18 protein-coding genes are annotated in these 20,288 nt (G+C 65.2%); 11 read left to right on the top strand and 7 right to left on the bottom strand.

The annotated features are described in order from the left end of the window. Positions 1-4: 4 nt before the first annotated feature. Positions 5-2,398, bottom strand: a complete 2,394-nt coding sequence (locus DW355_RS16910) for a UvrD-helicase domain-containing protein (protein ID WP_131281835.1) — start codon at positions 2,396-2,398, stop codon at positions 5-7. A 201-nt stretch (positions 2,399-2,599) separates the two neighbouring features. Here DW355_RS16910 and DW355_RS16915 point away from each other — a divergent pair, with 201 nt between their 5' ends. Beyond that, positions 2,600-3,478, top strand: coding sequence for an NAD(P)-dependent oxidoreductase (locus DW355_RS16915; RefSeq protein WP_131281837.1), 879 nt, complete (start codon positions 2,600-2,602; stop codon positions 3,476-3,478). Positions 3,479-3,514: 36 nt separating this feature from the next. Here the strand turns inward: DW355_RS16915 and DW355_RS16920 are convergent, their stop codons facing one another. Beyond that, on the bottom strand, positions 3,515-4,141 hold the full coding sequence (locus DW355_RS16920) for a hypothetical protein (protein ID WP_131281839.1): 627 nt from the start codon (positions 4,139-4,141) through the stop codon (positions 3,515-3,517). Between the two features lie 336 nt (positions 4,142-4,477). Here DW355_RS16920 and DW355_RS16925 point away from each other — a divergent pair, with 336 nt between their 5' ends. The 8 genes from DW355_RS16925 (at position 4,478) to DW355_RS16960 (ending at position 10,803) form a co-directional block, all read left to right on the top strand. Next, on the top strand, positions 4,478-5,503 hold the full coding sequence (locus DW355_RS16925; RefSeq protein ID WP_131281841.1) for an ABC transporter substrate-binding protein: 1,026 nt from the start codon (positions 4,478-4,480) through the stop codon (positions 5,501-5,503). 88 nt (positions 5,504-5,591) lie between these two features. Further along, positions 5,592-6,440, top strand: coding sequence for an ABC transporter ATP-binding protein (locus DW355_RS16930; protein WP_131281843.1), 849 nt, complete (start codon positions 5,592-5,594; stop codon positions 6,438-6,440). Positions 6,441-6,454: 14 nt separating this feature from the next. Next, the gene (locus DW355_RS16935; protein ID WP_131281845.1) at positions 6,455-7,225 is read left to right on the top strand and encodes an ABC transporter permease; all 771 of its coding nucleotides are present in this window, start codon (positions 6,455-6,457) and stop codon (positions 7,223-7,225) included. Between the two features lie 9 nt (positions 7,226-7,234). Next, positions 7,235-7,726: a nucleoside deaminase gene (locus DW355_RS16940; protein WP_131281847.1), complete on the top strand. Its 492-nt coding sequence runs from the start codon at positions 7,235-7,237 to the stop codon at positions 7,724-7,726. Positions 7,727-7,868: 142 nt separating this feature from the next. Beyond that, the gene (locus DW355_RS16945) at positions 7,869-8,672 is read left to right on the top strand and encodes a transporter substrate-binding domain-containing protein (RefSeq protein WP_131281849.1); all 804 of its coding nucleotides are present in this window, start codon (positions 7,869-7,871) and stop codon (positions 8,670-8,672) included. Positions 8,673-8,723: 51 nt separating this feature from the next. Then, positions 8,724-9,386, top strand: a complete 663-nt coding sequence (locus DW355_RS16950; protein ID WP_131281851.1) for an amino acid ABC transporter permease — start codon at positions 8,724-8,726, stop codon at positions 9,384-9,386. A 15-nt stretch (positions 9,387-9,401) separates the two neighbouring features. Then, complete coding sequence (locus DW355_RS16955; protein WP_131281853.1) at positions 9,402-10,055, top strand: amino acid ABC transporter permease; 654 nt, start codon at positions 9,402-9,404, stop codon at positions 10,053-10,055. After that, on the top strand, positions 10,039-10,803 hold the full coding sequence (locus DW355_RS16960) for an amino acid ABC transporter ATP-binding protein (protein ID WP_131281854.1): 765 nt from the start codon (positions 10,039-10,041) through the stop codon (positions 10,801-10,803). The genes DW355_RS16955 and DW355_RS16960 overlap by 17 nt, the downstream gene beginning before the upstream one ends. A gap of 195 nt (positions 10,804-10,998) precedes the next feature. Here the strand turns inward: DW355_RS16960 and DW355_RS16965 are convergent, their stop codons facing one another. Further along, positions 10,999-12,303, bottom strand: coding sequence for a hypothetical protein (locus DW355_RS16965; RefSeq protein WP_131281856.1), 1,305 nt, complete (start codon positions 12,301-12,303; stop codon positions 10,999-11,001). A 358-nt stretch (positions 12,304-12,661) separates the two neighbouring features. Between DW355_RS16965 and DW355_RS16970 the strand changes: the two genes are divergently transcribed. Then, the gene (locus DW355_RS16970) at positions 12,662-14,377 is read left to right on the top strand and encodes a DEAD/DEAH box helicase (RefSeq protein ID WP_131281858.1); all 1,716 of its coding nucleotides are present in this window, start codon (positions 12,662-12,664) and stop codon (positions 14,375-14,377) included. Positions 14,378-14,526: 149 nt separating this feature from the next. On the opposite strand, the gene kynA is transcribed toward DW355_RS16970, so the two are convergent. The 3 genes from kynA to kynB all read right to left on the bottom strand — a co-directional run bounded on the left by kynA (position 14,527) and on the right by kynB (position 17,500). After that, on the bottom strand, positions 14,527-15,438 hold the full coding sequence (gene kynA, locus DW355_RS16975) for a tryptophan 2,3-dioxygenase (RefSeq protein WP_131281860.1): 912 nt from the start codon (positions 15,436-15,438) through the stop codon (positions 14,527-14,529). 2 nt (positions 15,439-15,440) lie between these two features. Continuing rightward, positions 15,441-16,778 (bottom strand): kynureninase, encoded by a 1,338-nt coding sequence (gene kynU / locus DW355_RS16980; protein ID WP_131281862.1) that lies wholly within the window; start codon positions 16,776-16,778, stop codon positions 15,441-15,443. 65 nt (positions 16,779-16,843) lie between these two features. Further along, positions 16,844-17,500: an arylformamidase gene (gene kynB / locus DW355_RS16985; protein ID WP_131281864.1), complete on the bottom strand. Its 657-nt coding sequence runs from the start codon at positions 17,498-17,500 to the stop codon at positions 16,844-16,846. A gap of 178 nt (positions 17,501-17,678) precedes the next feature. On the opposite strand from kynB, the gene DW355_RS16990 reads away from it, so the two are divergent. After that, positions 17,679-19,076 (top strand): esterase-like activity of phytase family protein, encoded by a 1,398-nt coding sequence (locus tag DW355_RS16990; RefSeq protein WP_242671236.1) that lies wholly within the window; start codon positions 17,679-17,681, stop codon positions 19,074-19,076. Positions 19,077-19,139: 63 nt separating this feature from the next. Here the strand turns inward: DW355_RS16990 and DW355_RS16995 are convergent, their stop codons facing one another. Next, positions 19,140-20,279, bottom strand: coding sequence for a serine hydrolase domain-containing protein (locus DW355_RS16995; protein WP_131281866.1), 1,140 nt, complete (start codon positions 20,277-20,279; stop codon positions 19,140-19,142). Positions 20,280-20,288 lie beyond the last annotated feature (9 nt).

The following is a 20,288-nucleotide window of genomic DNA, read 5'->3' on the forward strand; positions in this document are numbered from 1 at the left end:
CCGCTCACTCCACCACGGTCAACTTCGCCACCGACAGCGCCAGCCACTTGACCCCATGTCGCGGGAAGTTGATCTGCGCACGGGCATCGTCGCCCGCGCCTTCAAGCGTGAGCACCGTGCCTTCCCCAAACTTGTTGTGGAAGACGTTCATGCCGATGCGCAGGCCCGTGGCGGCTTCCTGGGCCTGCTCGACAACCTTGCTGGCTGAGAGGCCCGCATCGCGCCCATATGTACCGCCCGAGCGGCTCGCGTTCGCCCAGCCGCTGTTCCAGGCACCGCCGCCACCGCCAGCCCCATTGCCACGCCCCGGCCCGTAGCTGTTCTGCGGCGTGAAGCCGCTGCCAAAGCCCTGGTTACGGGGCGTCACCCACTTCAGCGTTTCTTCGGGCAGTTCGTCGAGGAAGCGGCTGCGGATGTGGAACCGCGTCTGGCCGTGCAGCATGCGTGACTGGGCCAGGCTGAGGTAGAGGCGTTTGCGCGCGCGGGTGATGGCCACGTACATCAGACGGCGCTCTTCTTCCAGGCCGTCGAAGTCGCTTAAGGAGTTCTCGTGCGGGAACAGGCCTTCTTCCAGGCCGGTGATGAACACCACGTCGAACTCCAGGCCCTTGCTGGCGTGCACGGTCATGAGTTGCACGGCGTCCTGGCCGTCCTGGGCCTGGTTGTCGCCGGCCTCCAAGGCGGCGTGCGTGAGGAAGGCCGCCAGCGGCGACAGCACCTCGCCGTCCGCGTCGGGCGCCGCGTTCTCCGCCGCGGCCGTCGCCTCCGCGTCGCGGCCGAAACCCTCGATGCTGACGAAGCTCTCGGCGGCCGTCACCAGTTCCTCCAGGTTCTCGATGCGGTCCGCGCCCTCGCGCTCGGCGCGGTAATGCTCGACCAGGCCGCTGTGCTCGAGCACGAGTTCGATGATCTCGCGCAGGGTCAGGCCCTGGGTCTGCTCGCGCAGTACGTCGATCTTGGCGACGAAGGCCGAGAGATTGGCACCCGCCTTGCCGCTCATGGCGTTGACCGCCGCGTGCAGTGACGCCCCAGCCCCCTGGTTCGCGGCCCGCGCCGCGTCCTGCAACTGCTCGATGCTGCGCGCGCCGATGCCGCGCGGCGGGAAGTTCACCACGCGCAGGAAGCTGGTGTCGTCGTTCGGGTTCTCCAGCAGTCGCAGGTAGGCCAGCGCGTGCTTGATCTCGGCGCGCTCGAAGAAGCGCAGGCCGCCATAGACCTTGTAGGGAATGCCGCTGTTGAACAGCGCGGTCTCAATAACGCGACTCTGCGCGTTGCTGCGGTAGAGCACCGCCATCTCCTTGCGCGGCACGTCATCACGGATGAGTTGCTTCATCTCATCGATCAGCCACTGCGCCTCGGCGAAGTCGCTGCTGGATTCGACCACGCGCACGGGCTCGCCCGCGCCCTGCTCGGTGCGCAGGTTCTTGCCCAGTCGGTGCTTGTTGTGGCTGATCAGCGCGTTGGCGCTGTCGAGGATGTTGCTGTAGCTGCGGTAGTTCTGCTCCAGCTTGATCTGGTGCTGGACCTGGAACTCGCGCACGAAGTCGGCCATATTGCCCACACGGGCGCCGCGGAAAGCGTAGATGCTTTGGTCATCATCGCCCACCGCGAAGACGGCGTTTTCATGCTCTGTCCCTTGCGCCGCGAGCAGCTTGATCCAGGCGTACTGCAACTTGTTGGTGTCCTGGAACTCGTCGATCAGAATGTGGCGAAAACGCCGCTGGTAGTGCTCACGCACGGGCACGTGGTCACGCAGCAGTTCGAAGCTGCGCAGCAGCAGCTCACCGAAGTCCACCACGCCCTCGCGCTGGCATTGCTCTTCGTAGAGCTGGTAGAGCTCCACTTTCTTGCGGGTGTCGGGGTCATGCGCCTCCACGTCGCCGGGGCGCAGGCCGTCCTCCTTGCAGCCGCCGATGAACCACTGCAATTGCTTCGGGGGGAAACGTTCCTCGTCAACGTTGAACTGCTTGCACAGGCGCTTGATGGCGCTTTGCTGGTCCTGCGTGTCCAGGATCTGGAAGGTCTGGGGCAGGCCCGCCGTCTTGTGGTGCGCACGCAGCAGGCGGTTGCACAGGCCATGGAAGGTGCCGATCCACATGCCTCGCACGTTCACGGGCAGCATGGACTGCAGGCGCGTCATCATCTCGCGCGCGGCCTTGTTGGTGAAGGTCACGGCCAGTAGGCCACCGGGCGAAATCTGTCCGGTTTGCAGCAGCCAGGCGATGCGCGTGGTCAACACCCGCGTCTTGCCCGAGCCCGCACCCGCGAGGATGAGCGCGGGTTCCGCAGGCAACGTGACGGCGGCGCGCTGCTCGGTATTGAGGCCCGCCAACAGGGGCATCTCGGAAGAAGAGGGATAGGTCGGACGCGAGCCGGAGCCGGGCAAATCAAGGGACATGCCCGGATTGTAGGAAGCCGCCCGGGACCGCGGGCGCCACCCGTCGTGTGCGCACGCGCAACACGGATGCACGCACCGGCCCCGCGAGGCCGGTCCACGGCGTAACAGTGCTAGAAATCCCATGCAAATCCATCACAATCGCGTACCGGCATCGCAGGCATCCGACCTGCGCCGCACCCACAAACTACAAGGGGAAACTTGATGAACATCGCCCTGCTAGGCACTGGCCTCATGGGCTACCCGATGGCGGAACGCCTGTGCGGCCTCTGCAAGGCGGGGCATGCGGTCAGTGTCTGGAACCGAACGCGTTCCAAGGCAGACAGCCTGGCCGCCCTGGGCGCGCAAGTGCACGACAGCCCGGCCGCGGCGGCGCGCGACGCGGAATTTGTCATCACCATGCTGACGGACGGCGCCGCGGTGGAAGACCTGCTGTTCTCCCAAGGCGTCGCCCTCGCCATGCACCCGGGTTCGGTGCTGCTGGACATGTCCTCGATCCAACCCGCTCAGGCCCGGGCCCACGCCGAACGTCTCGGCGGCATGGGCATCGTGCACATGGATGCCCCGGTCTCAGGTGGAACCTTGGGCGCCGCAGCCGGTACGCTCGTCATCATGGTCGGCGGCAAGGTCACCACCTTCGAGCGCGCCCGCCCTGTCTTCGCGCCCTTGGGCCGCGCAACCCTGGTCGGCGGCAGCGGCACCGGGCAGCTCACGAAACTGGCCAACCAGATGATCGTGGGCATCACCATCGGCGCCGTGGCCGAGGCGCTGCTGCTCTGCGAGAAAGGTGGCGCCAATCCGGCCAAGGTGCGCGAAGCCATCACCGGCGGTTTCGCCGACAGCCGCATCCTGCAGGTGCATGGACAGCGCATGGTGGACCACAGCTACCCCCCCGGAGCCCGCATGAGCGTCCAGCTCAAGGATCTGCGCAACGCGCTCACCACGGCCCAAGACCTGGGACTGGAGACGCCCATCACCTCCCTGCTGGAGCAGTTGTACGCCAGCGGCGTCAGCACCGGCCTCAAAGACTTGGACCATTCGGCCCTGCACCTCGCGCTGGGCCAACGCAACGGCATGTTCTGAGCCACCGCGGGCGGTTCAGCCCGTGAACGAACCGGCTCAGGCGTCCGCCGTCGAGGCTCCGAGCGAACCCCATGGCACCCATGCCAGCAGAGCCAGCGCCAGCAGCGCGGCCAGCAAGCCCCACTGCCAACGCGGGGGCGTCGGGCCATCGGCCCGCGCCGCCTCGTAAGCCACCCGAAAATCGTCGTACGCATGGTGAACGGGCCCGCAGTGCAATTCCCAGATGCGAAAACGGTCCGCCCCGCCAACGTCACGCAAGGTCTGTCCACGCACATAGCCCATGCAGCCGGGCAGCTTGCGCAGGGCCGCGTCATCCAGCGCGGCGCTGCGGCGCCCCGGCCACGTCAGCGGTGCGGGAAACTCCATGCTCCGTTGCGTGTCGTCCGCCAGACGCACGTTGAGAACAGGCGCGGCCCCCGCCAACCACCCAGACGGCCCGTCCGTCGCATCGAGCACATGCAGTACTTCGATCGGCACGATGGGCCAGCGCGCCACGTCTGCGGCCGATTCGGGCAAGGGGTTGAGCCCTTGGGCGCGCAGTGTGTAGCCGATGTGCAAGCCACAGAGCAGGAACAGCAGCAGGCTGGCGATGCGCAGCGACCACCAGCGGACGGAAGACGCGGCAAGGCGGCCGCGCCAGGAGCGGAACAAAGCGAAGAACATCGGCCGAGATGATAACGAGCACGGCCGCGACCTACCGGATCCGGTGGCTGGCGTAACGACGCACCGCTGGCAGGCGCCCTGGAGATGGCATGCACCAATTGAGGGCAAACCGAAACGCCCGGCCCCGTGCCCCGCCTCCGCGAAAACCCGAGCCACTGAAGCCCCCGGTTTGGGTGCAATTTGTATACATTCATGTTTCCAAAGAGGTTTTCGATCCGGCTTCGAACTGGCATCGTTTTTGCTGATTCACCGTGCTGAATCCTGCCGTCCTTCGACGCGCCGCCTTCACTCCCGCGCGGTCCGCCGCGCCGTCCCTCAATCAGGAGCTCCCTCATCATGCGCAAGCGTTCCTTCCTGCAAGCCTCCGCCGTCCTGGCCGCCACGCTGACCCTTGGCCTGGCCCAGGCCCAGACCCCGGTCAAGTTCCAACTCGACTGGCGTTTCGAAGGCCCTTCGGCCCTGTTCCTGCAGCCCGTGGCCAAGGGCCACTTCAAGGCCGCTGGACTGGACGTCGCGGTGGACGCGGGCAACGGCTCGGGCGGCACGGTCACGCGCGTGGCCTCGGGTGCCTACGACATGGGCTTCGCGGACATGGCTTCGCTGATGGAGTTCCACGCCAACAACCCCGACGCCCCGAACAAGCCCGTGGCCGTGATGATGGTCTACAACAGCACCCCGGCCGCCGTGCTGGCGCTCAAGAAGTCCGGCATCAGCAAGCCGGCCGACCTGTCGGGCAAGAAGCTGGGCGCCCCCGTCTTCGACGCCGGCCGCAAGGCCTTCCCCATCTTCGAAGCCGCCAACAAGATCACCGGCGTGACCTGGACGGCCATGGACCCGCCGCTGCGCGAGACCATGCTGGCCCGCGGCGACGTGGACGCCATCACCGGCTTCTCATTCACCTCGCTGCTGAATCTGGAAGCGCGCGGCGTCAAGACCGAGGACGTGGTCATCCTGCCCTACCCCGAATACGGCGTGAAGCTCTACGCCAACGCCATCATCGTCTCGCCCAAGTTCCTGCAAGAGAAACCCGAGGTGGTCAAGGCCTTCCTCAAGGCCTTCGCCAAGGGCGTGAAGGAAGTCATCGCCGACCCGGCCGCCTCCGTGGCCTACATCAAGGAGCGCGACGGCATCATCGACGTGGCGCTGGAAACCCGCCGCCTGAAGATGGCCATCGACTCGACCATCGCCACGCCCGACACCTACAAGGAAGGTTTCGGCCAGGTTGACGCCAAGCGCCTGGCGCTGATGGCCACGCAGGTGTCAGAAGCCTTCAAGACCAAAACGCCGGTCGATGCCAAGGTGGTCTGGAACGGAGCCTTCCTGCCCGCCAAGGCCGATCTGGACGTCTTGCCCAAGAAGTAAGAGCCCGCCCATCCCTTTTCTCTTCTGATCTTGCGGCCAGCCAGTTCCCGGGACTGCTGGCCGTTTTTTCAAGCAGCGCCCTCCTGACATGCCCAACGAAGCCCCTTCCTCCGACAGGCCGTTCGTCGAATTCAACGACGTCTGGCTGGCCTACAACGACGAACTGCTGGCGCAGAACCAGTTCGCCGTCGAAGCGATCAACCTGAAGGTCCGCCAGGGCGAATTCATCGCCATCGTCGGACCCTCGGGCTGCGGCAAATCCACCTTCATGAAGCTGACCACCGGCCTGAAGATGCCCAGCATGGGCCGCATCCGCGTCGACGGTCAACCCGTGACGGGGCCGCTCAAGATCTCGGGCATGGCCTTCCAGTCGCCGTCGCTGCTGCCCTGGCGCACCACGCTGGACAACGTGCTGCTTCCCCTGGAAATCGTGGAGCCGCATCGCTCCCTGCTCAAGAAGAACCGCAAGCAGTACGAGGAGCGCGCCCGCAATCTGCTGGCCACCGTGGGCCTCTCGGGTTACGAGAAGAAATTTCCGTGGGAGCTATCAGGTGGCATGCAGCAGCGCGCCAGCATCTGCCGCGCCCTGATCCACGAGCCCAAGATGCTGCTGCTGGACGAGCCCTTTGGCGCGCTAGATGCCTTCACCCGCGAGGAGCTCTGGTGCACGCTGCGCGACCTGCACGCAGCCCAGAAGTTCAACGTCATCCTCGTCACGCACGACCTGCGCGAAAGCGTGTTCCTGGCCGACACGGTGTACGTGATGAGCAAGGGCCCGGGCCGCTTCATCGTGCAACGCGACATCGACCTGCCGCGCCCGCGTGATCTGGACGTGACCTACACCCCCGAGTTCACCCACATCGTCCAGGAACTGCGCGGGCACATCGGCGCAATACGCGGAAATACGGGCCAGGCCGGCGCCGTGATCAATCCATAAGCGGGAACCGACCCATGAACCATCACAAAGCCGTCGAACGCTGGGCCCCCTGGCTGCTGCTGACCTTCATCCTCATCCTCTGGCAGATCATCTGCTCGGGCCTCAATGTCTCGGAATTCATCTTCCCCAGTCCCCTGCGCATCTGGGAACAGACGCTCGAACACAAAGCCACCATCGCCGGTCACGCCTGGCGCACTTACTGGGTCACCATGGCGGGCTTCGGCATCGCCATCGGGGTCGGCGTGCTGCTGGGCTTCCTGATCGGCAGTTCGCGCCTGGCCTACGCCGCCGTCTACCCACTGATGACGGCCTTCAACGCCCTGCCCAAGGCAGCCTTCGTGCCGGTGCTGGTGGTGTGGTTCGGCATCGGCATCGGCCCAGCCATCCTCACCGCCTTCCTGATCAGCTTCTTCCCCATCATGGTCAACATCGCCACCGGCCTGGCCACGCTGGAACCCGAACTGGAAGACGTGTTGCGCGTGCTCGGCGCGCGCCGCTGGGACGTGCTGATCAAGGTCGGCCTGCCGCGCTCCCTGCCCTACTTCTTCGGTTCGCTCAAGGTCGCCATCACCCTGGCCTTCGTCGGCACCACGGTGTCGGAAATGACGGCGGCCAACGAAGGCATCGGCTACCTGCTGATCTCGGCCGGTTCGGCCATGAAGATGGGGCTGGCGTTCAGCGGCCTGCTGGTCGTCGGCGCGATGGCCATGGTGATGTACGAGCTGTTCAGCTTCATCGAGAAGCACACCACGGCCTGGGCACACCGCGGTTCGCAGAGTCACTGAAAGAAACGCGTGACGCCTGAACAAGTGATCCGCCACCTGACGCGCGCCAACGCGGTGGCAGGCCGCGCGCGCGACCAACTGGGTCGCCACCCGTTCGGCGCCCTCCTGGTCGCTCCCGACGACGAAACCGTGCTGGCCGAGCAGGGCAATGTGGACACGGTGAACCACGCCGAATCGGTGCTCGCGCGCACGGCGGCGTTGAACTACCCGGGCGAGTACCTGGGCCACTGCACCCTGGTCACGACGGTCGAGCCTTGCGCCATGTGCGCCGGCACACAGTATTGGGCCGGCATCGGTCGCCTGGTCTACGGCCTGAGTGAACGGCGACTGCTCGCCCTCACCGGCAGCCACGACGAAAACCCGACCATGGACCTGCCCTGCCGCACCGTCTTCGCCGCGGGCCAGAAGCGCATCGAGGTCATCGGCCCGGTGGCGGAGATGGAAGAGGACATCGCCGCCCTGCACCGCGACTTCTGGCAAGCCCACGCCAAGAACCCCTGATCCCCCTCACGCAGGCCCGCGCGCGTTCAACAAACACCAACCCAAGCCCGATCAGACCTAGACTCCGCGCCAACTGCACAGGCATGGATTTCGCTTCCCACTTTCATCAGCAACGCAACCTCACGCCCCCAGGAGCCCCATGATGCAACGCCGCCCTTTCCTCCACGCCGTCCTCGGTACCGCCACGGTGGCCTTCGCCCTGCTGGGCACGTCGGCCCAAGCGCAAGACGCGCTCAGCCAGGTCATGCAGGCCAAAAAGATCAAGATCGCCGTGCCCACGGATTACCCGCCCTACGGTTTCGTGGGTCTGGACCTGCAACCCCAGGGCTTGGACATCGAGGTGGGCAAGCTCATCGCCAACAAACTGGGCGTGGCGCTGGAACTGGTGCCGGTGACCAGCGCCAATCGCATTCCCTATCTGCAGACCGGCCAGGTGCAGTTGGTGATCTCCACCCTGGGCAAGAACCCCGAACGCCAGAAGGTGATCGACTTCACGCACGCCTACTCGCCTTTCTTCCAGGCCGTCTACGCACCCAAGAGCCTCGCCATCAAGAGCTTCGCCGACCTGGGCGGCAAGACCATCGCCGTCGCCAAGGGCGCGATGGAAGAACAGGAACTGGTCAAGGCCGGCCCGTCCAGCATGGTCTTCAAGCGCTATGAAGACCAGGCCGCCAGCACCGCCGCCTTCGTCGCCGGTCAGACCCAAGTCATCGCCACCAGCGTCTCCAACGCCGGCCTGATGATGCAGAAGAACCCGCAGCTCGGCGCGGAGTACAAGCTGCTGATCAAGGACAGTCCCAACTTTATTGGCGTCGCCAAGGGCCAGGACGCGCTGCGCGCCAAGGTCAACGACATCCTGCTCGCTGCGCGCAAGGACGGCACCATCGACAAGCTGTCCCAGCAGTGGCTGGGCCGTCCGGCCGGCGACCTGCCCCTGTCCGAATAAGGACGACACGATCCTTGGCCAGATCCACGTCCACCCCACCGCCCCACCCTCATGGCCACCACCCTTGATTTCAGCCTGCTGCTGGCACAATGGCCTTTCCTGCTTCAGGGTGTGGCCTGGACGTTGGGGCTGACGGCGATCGCCATGGCCCTGGGCCTGTTCGTGGGTGTCGCCTGTGCCTGGGCACGCGCCAGCGGGCCGCTGTGGTTGAAGACCCTCACGGGCGCCTACGTGGAACTGGTTCGCAACACGCCCTTCATCGTCCAGCTTTTCTTCATCTTCTTCGGCCTGCCCTCGGTGGGGCTGCGACTGTCCCCTGAAGCGGCCTCCATCCTCGCGATGGTGCTCAACCTGGGCGCCTATTCCGCCGAGATCATCCGCGCCGGCGTGCAGGCCACGCCGCGCGGGCAGATCGAAGCCGCGCTGAGCCTGGCGCTGAACCGCTGGCAGGTCTATACCCGCGTGGTGCTGCCTCCAGCGCTCAAGCGCGTCTGGCCCGCCCTGGTCAGCCAGATCATCATCGTGATGCTCGGCTCGGCCGTCTGCGGGCAGATCTCCACCGAGGAACTGAGCTACGCCGCCAACGTCATCTCGGCGGCGAGCTTTCGCACCTTCGAGTCCTACATCGTGGTCACGGCGGTCTATCTGCTGCTGGCCGTCGCGCTGCGCCGTTTGCTGCACTGGGCCGGGCCGCGTTTCATTTTTGGACGCTGAAGGAGCTCCCAGCCCATGCCCGAATTCAGCCTCTGGGACATCGTGCGCAACCTGCTGCTGGCCGCGCGCTGGACGGTGGTGCTGTCGCTGATCGCCTTCATCGGCGGCGGTCTTGTGGGCGGCTTGCTGCTGGTGTTGCGGCTGGCGCACCTGCGGGGCATGGACCGGGCCGTGGCCACCTATGTGCAGCTCTTCCAGGGCACGCCGCTGTTGATGCAGCTCTTCCTGACCTACTTCGGCCTCGCCCTGCTGGGCCTGCAGACCTCGCCCTGGACGGCGGCGGGTCTGGCGCTCACGCTCTACACCAGCGCCTTCCTGACTGAGATCTGGCGCGGCTGCGTGGCCGCCATTCCCCGTGGCCAATGGGAAGCCGCGCAAAGCCTGGCCCTGAGTTTCGGCGAGCAACTGCGCCACGTCATCCTGCCCCAGGCCCTGCGCATCGCGATCCCACCCACCGTGGGTTTCCTGGTGCAGGTGGTCAAGGGCACGGCGCTCGCCTCGGTGATCGGTTTCGTGGAGCTCACGCGCGCGGGCAACATGATCTCGAACGTGACCTACCAGCCCTTCACCGTCTTCGCCTGCGTGGCCCTGCTCTACTTCGCCCTCTGCTGGCCCATCAGCCTCTACGCCCAGGCCCTTGAAAGAAAGCTCCATGCAAGCCGCCGTTGAAGTCCTTCATGCCGATCCCATCGTGCGCATCACCGCTTTGCGCAAAAGCTACGGCAGGAACGAAGTCCTCAAAGGCATCGACCTCGACGTGGGTCGCGGCGAAGTCATCGCCATCATTGGCAAGAGCGGCTCGGGCAAGAGCACGCTGCTGCGCTGCATCAACGGGCTGGAGGAATTCCAGGAGGGCTCGCTGATCGTCGACGGCAAGCAGTTGCTGCACGACAGTGCCATGGCCATGCGCGCCTTGCGCCAGCGCGTGGGAATGATCTTCCAAAGCTTCAACCTCTTCCCGCACCTCACGGCGGGCCGCAACATCATGCTCGCGCCCACGCTGGTGAAAGAGCGCAGCAAGGCCGAAGCCACTGAACAGGCGCGCGCCCTGCTTGAGCGCGTGGGCCTGGCCGAGAAGTTCGACGCCATGCCCGAACAGCTCTCGGGTGGCCAGCAACAGCGCGTAGCCATCGCCCGCGCCCTGGCCATGGAACCGGCCGTGCTGCTCTGCGACGAAATCACCTCCGCGCTGGACCCCGAACTCGTGGGCGAAGTGCTGCGCGTGGTGGAGTCGCTGGCCCAGGAAGGCATGACGCTGCTGATGGTCACGCACGAAATGAACTTCGCACGCAAGGTCAGCGACCGCGTGATCTTCATGCACCAAGGCCGCGTGCACGAGTCCGGCCCGCCGGCGCAGATCTTCGGCCAACCGCAGACGCCCGAGCTGCAGCAGTTCCTGTCCTCGCTGCACGGATAGTCGGGCCGCGGGATTGGGACCGCGGAATCCGTATGCCTCGGGAATTAACCGCCCGAGGCGGTGCACGCCCCCACCTACCATGGACAGCGGCAAGCAAGACTTTCCGCCCCGAACACAACATCTTTCGCGTTGGCACCCACAGTCTGCCCTTAGGAATGCAAGCGGCGCCAGTTCATTTCGACGTTCAACTGCCGCTCACTCTAACTCGCGGGCAAACTCTTCCAAGTTCGCACGAACACTGATCACAGGCAAAGTACCTTCTGAACGTGTCAGCTCATTCTTCAAACAGTCAGACCATCCTTGTGCTGAAGAGAACTTGCAATCCAAGCTCTCTGTTTTGCTTTGTGCCGCGTCCAGCGTCCCAGAACTCGCGCTTGAATTGACCAAGGCGTAGACAGCATTGACGTCAATATTCAGTGAATTCTTCAACGCCTCTTCATTCCTACCGCCTTGCGTGATCGCTTTGATTTGCTCAAGCGTCTGATTGATGTTCGCTTGCAACGACGCGCTGAACTCAGAAGCGCGGCCTTCCGCATACAAAACATACCGTGCGCGCACTTGATAATAGGTGAGGTATCTGCGGGCAGGTTTGCCAAAGATGCCCAAGTCTGAATCCGGGGGACGCCTGAAGAAATCCTCACCCAATTTCAAGGTCGTGATACGCGGGTAACCCAGGATCAGGTAGCCATTGACGTGATGGCTTGAAGTCGCTGAAGCAGATGCCAGCCCAGCGCCCTCGGCGCTGGTAGATCCCTTGGCGCTCCCTACCCAACGCGTCACGATGACGCCGGCCTTTTTGGTGACATCCCTGATGATATTCAGGCTGCTGGCGAGGGGGTGGTCTTTCAGTTCTTTATTGACGCCATCAATTACGGACGTCAAGTCCTCGGAAAATTTCTCTCCCGGATACAACTGATGCAACGCCTTCAGGACGCGTTCTTGTTGCTCCGCTTTTTCCTGGCTCTTATCTTTTGAGGCCTCGATCTCAACCAATTTGGCCCGCGCCAGTTGTAGCACCGCCAGCTTGATTTTCAGCTGAGCCACTTCATCGACCTGGACTTGAGAGGCCACCAGAGCGTCTCGCAGTTTCGTCAAGTCATCCAGAGAAACATCCGCAAGCTCAGTGCAGACTTTTTTCTTGTCTTTCACTTCAACTTTGCAAAAAACCCGCTCCTCAATGCTCGACGGACCGGGAATCAGCCGAGGAGACGTGATATCAGGAAAGTCTTGCCTGAAGGGCCAAAGCCGCCGCAATTGTTCCGACAGTGACCACTTGTCAAGGTCATAGCTGACCATGCCAACCACATCCTCAGCACCCGTTCCGCTGATGTTGATCGCCCGCATCAAGCGAGTGCCATACGCCCCATATTCCGAATTGCTGACCGTTCCCAACTCGGTCAATCCCACTTGCAAGGGCATGGGAGCACACCCGGCCACAAAACTTGCCATGGCGGCGATCAAAAGCCGTGTTGCTGATCTTGGAAAAGGGATGAATGCCATGATGACCCCCCTATGCTTTTGAGAAAGGAGTCCAATCTAGTCGCGAACAATTGCTGCCCCCATCACATGAACAGGGGATGGACAACAAAGCCCCCTCCGACAGTACCCTGGCCTTACCAAGACGCCACTTGCGATCTCAGCGACTTTCCGCCAACCTCAGGAAACGTGCGACAATACGCCTCGTCGCGCTCTTCAGTTGGCCGCGACACCAGCAATCCGCTGGGGGCTGTCACCACACCGGCTGACTCGCCCGCTCTTGTGAACCCATGTCTGCCTTTGACTGACCGTCGACCGGAATGTCCTTCCGAGCGCCGTACAGGCCGATATCCCTGCGCCCCGGACGGGCGCGATCATCCCAATGAACTTTGAAGAACTGAAACTGGCCCCGGCCATCCTGAAGGCTGTCCGTGAGCAGGGCTATGAAACGCCCACCGCGATCCAGGAACAAGCGATCCCGCTGGTCATGCAAGGCAACGACCTGCTGGGCGGCGCCCAGACCGGTACCGGCAAAACCGCCGCCTTCACCCTGCCCCTGCTGCACCGCCTCGCGATGAGCCGCAGCGTGCAGAACAAATGGGGCGGCAACGGCATCCGCGCCCTGGTGCTCACGCCCACGCGTGAGCTTGCCGCGCAGGTCGAGGAGTCCGTGCGCAACTACGGCAAGTACTTGCAGCTCGAATCCACCGTGATCTTTGGCGGCGTGGGCATGAACCCGCAGATCGCCCGCGTCAAGAAAGGCGTGGACATCCTGGTCGCCACGCCGGGCCGCCTGCTGGACCTGCAGCAGCAAGGCTTCATGGACCTGTCCCAGGTGCAGATGCTGGTGCTCGACGAAGCCGACCGCATGCTGGACATGGGCTTCATCCACGACGTGAAGAAGGTGCTGGCCCTGCTGCCCAAGGAAAAACAGAGTCTGCTGTTTTCCGCCACCTTCAGCGACGAAATCCGCGCCCTGGCCGAAGGCCTGCTCAAGAACCCGCAGAGCGTGCAGGTCACGCCGCGCAACACCACGGTGCAGCGCATCACGCAAAACGTGCACACCGTGGGTCGCAGCAAGAAGAAGGCCCTGCTCGCGCACATCGTCAACACGAATGAATGGAGCCAGGTGCTGGTGTTCACGCGCACCAAGTTCGGTGCCAACCACGTGGCCGAGTACCTGAACAAGAACGGCGTCACCGCCATGGCCCTGCACGGCAACAAGAGCCAGGGTGCACGCACCCAGGCCTTGGCCGGCTTCAAGAGCGGGGAGATCCGTGCCCTGGTCGCCACCGACATCGCCGCGCGCGGCATTGACATCGACGAGTTGCCGCACGTCGTGAACTACGAGATTCCCAACATCCCCGAAGACTACGTGCACCGCATCGGCCGCACGGGTCGCGCCGGCCGCGAAGGCCAGGCCGTCAACCTCGTCTGCCTGGACGAACAGGGTTTCATGGCCGAAATCGAGCGCTTCACCAAGCAACAGATTGCCGTGGTGGAAACGCCCGCCGAATTTGCGCCCGACGAAGGCGAGCGCGCAGAACCCATCGCCATGGGTCGCCAGACCCTGTGGGGCGGCCTGGGCAAGCCGCCCAGCCGCGACGTGATGGCGGCGGCCGCCAAGGCCGCGCGCCAGGAGATGGTGCAACGCATCCGCGAAAACAAGGCCGGCGGTCAGGGCGAACGCGGTGCGGGTGGCGGCAACGGCGGCGGCCGGAGCAACGGCCCCGGACGTCAGAATCAGAACCGCTCGGACCGTCAGGACCGTCCCGAAGGCCAACGCCAGGGCAGACCGCAAGGCGGTGGTGGCCAAGGCGGCAACCGCAACAACGAACAGCGCCGCGCCAACAGCAGCGGCGGCGGTCGTGGTCAAGGTGGTGGCCAAGGTGGTGGCAACGGCGGCGGTTACGGTGGTGGTGGTGGTGGCGGCGGTCAACCTGATCCGCTGCGCACCCGCACCGACGCGCTGAGCCAGGGCAATCGCCGCCGTGGTGGCGGCGGCGGCGGTGGCAACCGCGGCGGCCAAGGTGGCAAGGGCCAGGGCGGCGGCGGTGTCGATCCGCTGCGCACGAACTTCGGTCGCATCTCGCACTGATCCCGCTTTCCCGCATGGCGTCGGTCGGTGCCGCGGCAATCCACCGCGCCCCGGCCGGTCTGCTGCATTCGCGATGCGGATCGCGAGCGGATGGCGGCAGTGTGATCGGTGTCAGAAGGTCGGGTGGCCTCCTTGGCGCGTTCAAGGAGTCACAGGTGGGTGCGCAGTTGCCAGATTTCGGGGAACAGCACCACGTCCAACATCTTGCGCAGGTAGCTCACGCCACCGGTGCCGCCTGTCCCGCGCTTGAAGCCGATCACGCGCTCGACCGTGGTCACATGGCGGAAGCGCCACAGGCGGAAGGCGTCTTCCAGATCGGTGAGCTCCTCGCCCAATTGGTACAGGTCCCAGTGCTTTTCGGGGCTGCGGTACACGGCGAGCCAGGCCTGCACCACGCCTTCGCTCTCCGCATAAGGCTGGGTCCAATCACGCTCGACATGGCTGACCGGCACAGGCAACCCGCGACGCGCCAGCAAGCGCAGCGCCTCGTCATAGAGTGACGGCGCCTCGTACGCAGCTTGCACCTGGGACAGCAGGTCGGCACGGTGTTCGTGCGGGCGCAGCATGGCGCGATTCTTGTTGCCCAGCGCGAACTCAATACAGCGGTACTGGTAACTCTGGAAACCGCTGGAATTACCCAAGGAAGGACGCATGGCGCTGTACTCGGGCGGCGTCATCGTGGCCAGCACATCCCAGGCATGCACCAGCTGCTCCATGATCTTGGAGACACGCGCCAGCATCTTGAAGGCCATCGGCAGTTCATCCCGGGCGATGTGACCGATGGCGGCGCGCAGTTCGTGCAGCATCAGCTTCATCCATAACTCGCTGGTCTGGTGCTGCACGATGAAGAGCATCTCATCGTGCGCGGTCGACAGCGGCTGCTGCGCGGTGAGGATGGCATCGAGCCGCAAGTAGTCGCCATAGCTCATGCTGCGGCTGAAGTCGAACTGGGCATGTTCCTCGTGCATGATGGTCTCGGGCGTGCCCGCAGGCGGCTCGCTTGCACCGGTCGTGCCGGCGCCGGCGGCCGAAGAGGTAGGAGTGGAGGAATGAGGGCACATGCTCAGGTCACCGCGTGGATCTGGTTGAACTCAGGGCGCCGCCACTCTCCCGCGTCGAGCACCTGACGCAGGTGTTCCACAGCGTTCCAGACATCCTCGTAGCCGATGTAGAGCGGTGTGAAGCCGAAGCGCAGGATGTCCTTGTTCGGACTGCGGCCGGCATCACCCTGGCCCGCATCCGAAGCCGCACCGGACCCGGCGCGGTAGTCCCCGATCACGCCACGCGCGATCAGCGCCTGCACGATGGCGTAGGCACCGCTGCCCTGACCGTTCACACCGAGACCTTCGTCGCGCGTCAGGCACACCTGCGAGCCACGCCGGGCGTGATCGCGCGGCGTGGCCAGGCTCAGACCGTGGCCCGCGCAGCGTTCCTCCACCAGACGGATGAACAGGTCCGTCAACGCGAGCGACTTGGCGCGCAGCGCGGGCATGCCACCCAGGGGACGCGCGGCGTCGAACACGTCGAGCCCGCATTGCAGCGCCGACAGGCTGATGATGGGCTGCGTGCCACAAAGATAACGGTGAATGCCCGGCGCGGGCTGGTAGTCCGGCGTGAACTGGAAAGGGGCGGCATGGCCCCACCAGCCCGACAGCGGTTGCCAGAAGCGGTCGGCATGACGTGGGTGCACCCAGACGAAGGCCGGCGCGCCGGGGCCGCCATTGAGGTATTTGTAGCCGCAGCCAATCGAGAAATCGGCGCCCGCGCCATTCAGGTCCACCGGCACGGCACCCGCGCTGTGCGCCAGGTCCCACACCGTGAGCACGCCCACAGCGTGCGCGGTAGTCGTGACGGCGGCCATGTCGTGCATGGCCCCGGTGCGGTAGTTCACGTGCGTGAGCATCAGCACGGCCACGTCGCGCGTCAGGGCGGCGGGGATCTCTTCAGGCTCCACCAGCACCAGTTCCAGGCCGCGTTCCCTGCATAGGCCCTCGGCAATGTAGAGATCGGTCGGGAAGTTGCTGCGCTCGCTCACCACGCGACGGCGTGCCGGGCCGTCCTCGCGCGCGATGTTGAGCGCGGCGCTCAGCACCTTGTACAGGTTGACCGAGGTACTGTCGGTGCACACCACCTCATCCCGGCCAGCACCGATCAGCGGGGCGAGCTGGTTGCCCAGGCGCTGCGGCAGGTCGAACCAACTGGCGGTGTTCCACGAACGGATCAGGTCCCGGCCCCATTCGCGCGTGACCACGTCAGCCACGCGAGCGGCAGCGGCCTTCGGTAGCACGCCCAGGGAGTTTCCATCCAGGTAGATCACGCCATCCGGCAGGGTGAAATGCCCGCGCAACGGGGCCAGAGGGTCTAACGCGTCGAGCGCGCGGCAATCTTGCAGGGTCGTCATGAAGGAAGTCGCGGGAAAAGTTGACTCTTGCGGAGCTTGGGAAATGGGCAGGGGGATGGGGCCGCTCAGGCCAGCGCGCGCAGCACGGCGCGCACCGGCGAAGCATCGGCCGAGGTGAACTTCAACGGCAAGGCAATCAGCTCGTAGTCGCCTTCGGGCACCTCGTCGAGCACCAGGTTTTCGAGCACGCGCAAACCGCGCTGACGGATGAGCTGGTGGCTGTCCAGCGTCTTGCTGTCGGCGGGGTCGATGCTGGCTGTGTCGATGCCGATCAGCAGCACACCCAGATCGGCCAGGCGCGTGATGGTGGACGGGGCGTAGGCGGCCAGCGCCCCGTCCCAGCGGTCCACCGGCATACGCTCGTAGGTGCGCACCAGCACACGCGGCGGCAAGCGGGCATCGATCGCGTGGGCCACGTGGTCCCACTCGATCAAGGGTCCGCGCCCGATCGCGTGGATGACTCGGCACGGACCGAGGAAGGGTTCCAGCGACAGGTCGCCGATGGAGGCACCACCCGCGTCGTAGTGCAACGGCGCATCGGCATGCGCGCCCACGTGCGGCGACAGGGTGATGGCACTCACGTTCACCGGGCACCCTGGCCCGATGGTGGCGTTCCATTGCTGGCTGTATGGCGTGTCCCCGGGAAAGACAGGGCTGCCTGCGTGCACGGGCGGTGAAATGTCCCAGAGCCGACGCGCGGCAGGAGTGAATTGGGCAGGCATGGGGCAAAGTTTGCATGCCCCGGAAAACTCGTGGTGTCGGTTATTTCCAACAGGACGCAGTTTTTTTCGCAAGCTGCCTCACACCCGGCCGCCGCGAGCCATCGGCCCTCCGGCGTTCACGCTGTTGTCATCGCCCCCGCTTAGCCTGCGGGACTTTCCTGTTCCACGGAGTCGTGTCATGTTCATGCGCAGCCCCCTTCTGCAGTTTCCGATCCAAGCTCTGCTGCTCGCCTTGGCCTTGTTGGGCGGCACCCATGCCGCACAGGCACAGCAGGCCGTCACCGCGACACTCGCGGGGCACGCAGCGCTGCCCGCCGACACGAGCACCGCCGCGCCGCGTGACGCCGGCGCCTTCTTCGCGACCTCGGGCAAATTCGCCAACAGTGCGCGCACACGCAACGAGAAGCTCGGCAGCGAGCCCGCGTTCACGACGGCGGGCGGCTCCAAGCCACGCGTCACCGGCGGCGCCCTGCCTGTCAAGGGCCAGGCCGTGCAAGGCTTCTCTGGCGTCGTCGCACTGGACCGCGACCACTACCTGGTGCTGACCGACAACGGCTTCGGCAGCAAGATCAACTCGCAGGACGCGCTGCTGATGGTGCACACCGCGCAGGTGGACTGGAAGAGCGGCAAGGTCACGCTGCGCAAGACCGTCTTCCTGCACGACCCGGACCGCAAGGTACCCTTTGCCATCCAGAACGAGGCCAGCGACAAGCGTTACCTCACCGGCGCGGATTTCGACGTCGAGTCCATCCAGAAGATTGGCAACACCTTGTGGATCGGCGACGAGTTCGGCCCCTACCTCCTGCAAACCGACCTGAACGGCAAGGTGCTGGGCGTGACCGAGACCGTGGTCGACGGCAAGCCCTACCGTTCGCCCGACAATTACCTGAACAGCCGTCTGCCCAACCTGCCCAGCGACGCGATGCCGCAATGGGAAGTGCGGCGATCGGGCGGCTTCGAGCCCATGGCCCAGTCACCGGACGGCAAGACGCTGTACCCCGCCTTCGAGTGGCCGCTGTACGACGCGCAGACCAAGACGTTCGAGAAGAGCAACGACCGCCTCTACACCCACATCCTCGAATTCGACGTGGCCAGCCGCCGCTACACCGGCAAGCAATGGAAATACGCCTTCGAGGAAAACGGCAACGTGATGGCCGACTTCCAGATGCTGAACGCCACCACCGGCCTGGTGATCGAGCGTGACGATGCGTCCGAAGGCATGGCGCCGGCCTGCGCTGGCGAAGAGCGGCCGGACTGCTTCGCGCGCCCCGCGAAGTTCAAGCGCGTCTACAAGATCGACCTGACCAACACCGATGCCAACGGCTTCGTGCGCAAAGTGGCCTACATCGACCTGCTCAAGATCGCCAACCCCCAGCGTCTCGCCAAGCGCGGTCCCAACGAAGAGGTGTTCAGCCTGCCGCACCTGGGCCCCGAAGGGCTGGCCATCGTCGACACGCGTCACATCGTGGTGGTCAACGACAACAACTACCCAGGTTCCTCTGGCCGCCAGCTCGGCAAGCCGGACGACGACGAGCTGACCCTGCTCGACATCCAGGCCCTGATCGACGCAAAGTGAGGGCGCGCTGCGGTGGAGGGGACGGAGCGATGGGGGTGTGACCGCTCCCGTCCACGGGACCGCTCAGTCCAGCGCCGCGTAGACCAAGTTGCGCAACAGGGTGCGGTAGTGGACACGCTGCCCTGGCGCCTGCGCCAGCAGCATTGCGTACAGCCCCTCGCGCGGGTCGACGAAGAAAGTGGTGCCGCCGATGCCGCTCCAGTGGTACATGCCCACCGAGCCTGGCGTGGGCGCGAGGCCCGGCACGGTGCGCATCGCCACGCCAAGCCCGAAGCCATGGCCGGGCGCCAGCAGGTCCCCCTCGATGGGGATGGCGCCCAGGTGGTCGGCGGTCATCCATTCAAGGGTCTTGCGTGAGACCAACCGTACGCCGTCCAGCTGGCCGCCGTTGAGCATGAGCTGAAGCCAGCGCGCGTAGTCAGCCGCGGTGGAAACCAGGCCCCCGCCGCCCGACTCGCCCACCGGCGCCGATCGCACATCGATGAGTTCCACCGCCGCGCCGCTGTCGGGGTCGACGGCAAAGGGTTCGGCGATGCGGTGCTGCTGCTCGGGCGGCACGTAAAAGCCGGTGTCGCGCATGCCCAGCGGCTCGAAGATGCGCTGGCGCAGCAGTTCACCCAAGCTCATGCCGCTGACCACCTCCAGCACCGCGCCGAGCACGTCGGTGGAGCGGCTGTACAGCCAGGCAGCGCCGGGCTGGCGGGCCAGCGGCAAGGTGGCCAGCAGCCGGCACATGTCGCGGTTGCTGCGCGCACGGGACGCGATGTCCACCTCGCGGTACAGCCGCTGGACCGGGTCATTGCCCAGGAATTCGTAAGTCAGCCCCGAGGTATGGCGCAGCAGGTCCTGCACCGCCATGCCCCGCTGGGCAGGTGCCAGTCGCAGCGCATCGCCTTGCGCCACCGCCACCTGCTGTGTGCCGAATTCAGGCAGGTAACGGGCCACCGGGTCGCCGAGCGTCAGCCGCCCCTCCTCCACCAGCATCAGCGTCGCGAGCGACACGATGGGCTTGGTCATGGAGTAGATGCGGAAGATCGCGTCGCGCCGCATGGGCACGCCAGCGGCGGCATCCTGCCATCCCAGGGCGTCGAAGCAGCGCGTCTCGCCATGCTGGGCGACGTACAACACCGCGCCCGGGAGGCGGCGCGCGGCGATGGCGGCCTCGAAGGCCGCGCTCAGGCGTTGGAGGGCAGCGGCGTCCATCAGTGGCAG

Source organism: Hylemonella gracilis (genome assembly GCF_004328645.1).
Taxonomy (GTDB): Bacteria; Pseudomonadota; Gammaproteobacteria; order Burkholderiales; family Burkholderiaceae_C; genus Hylemonella; species Hylemonella gracilis_B.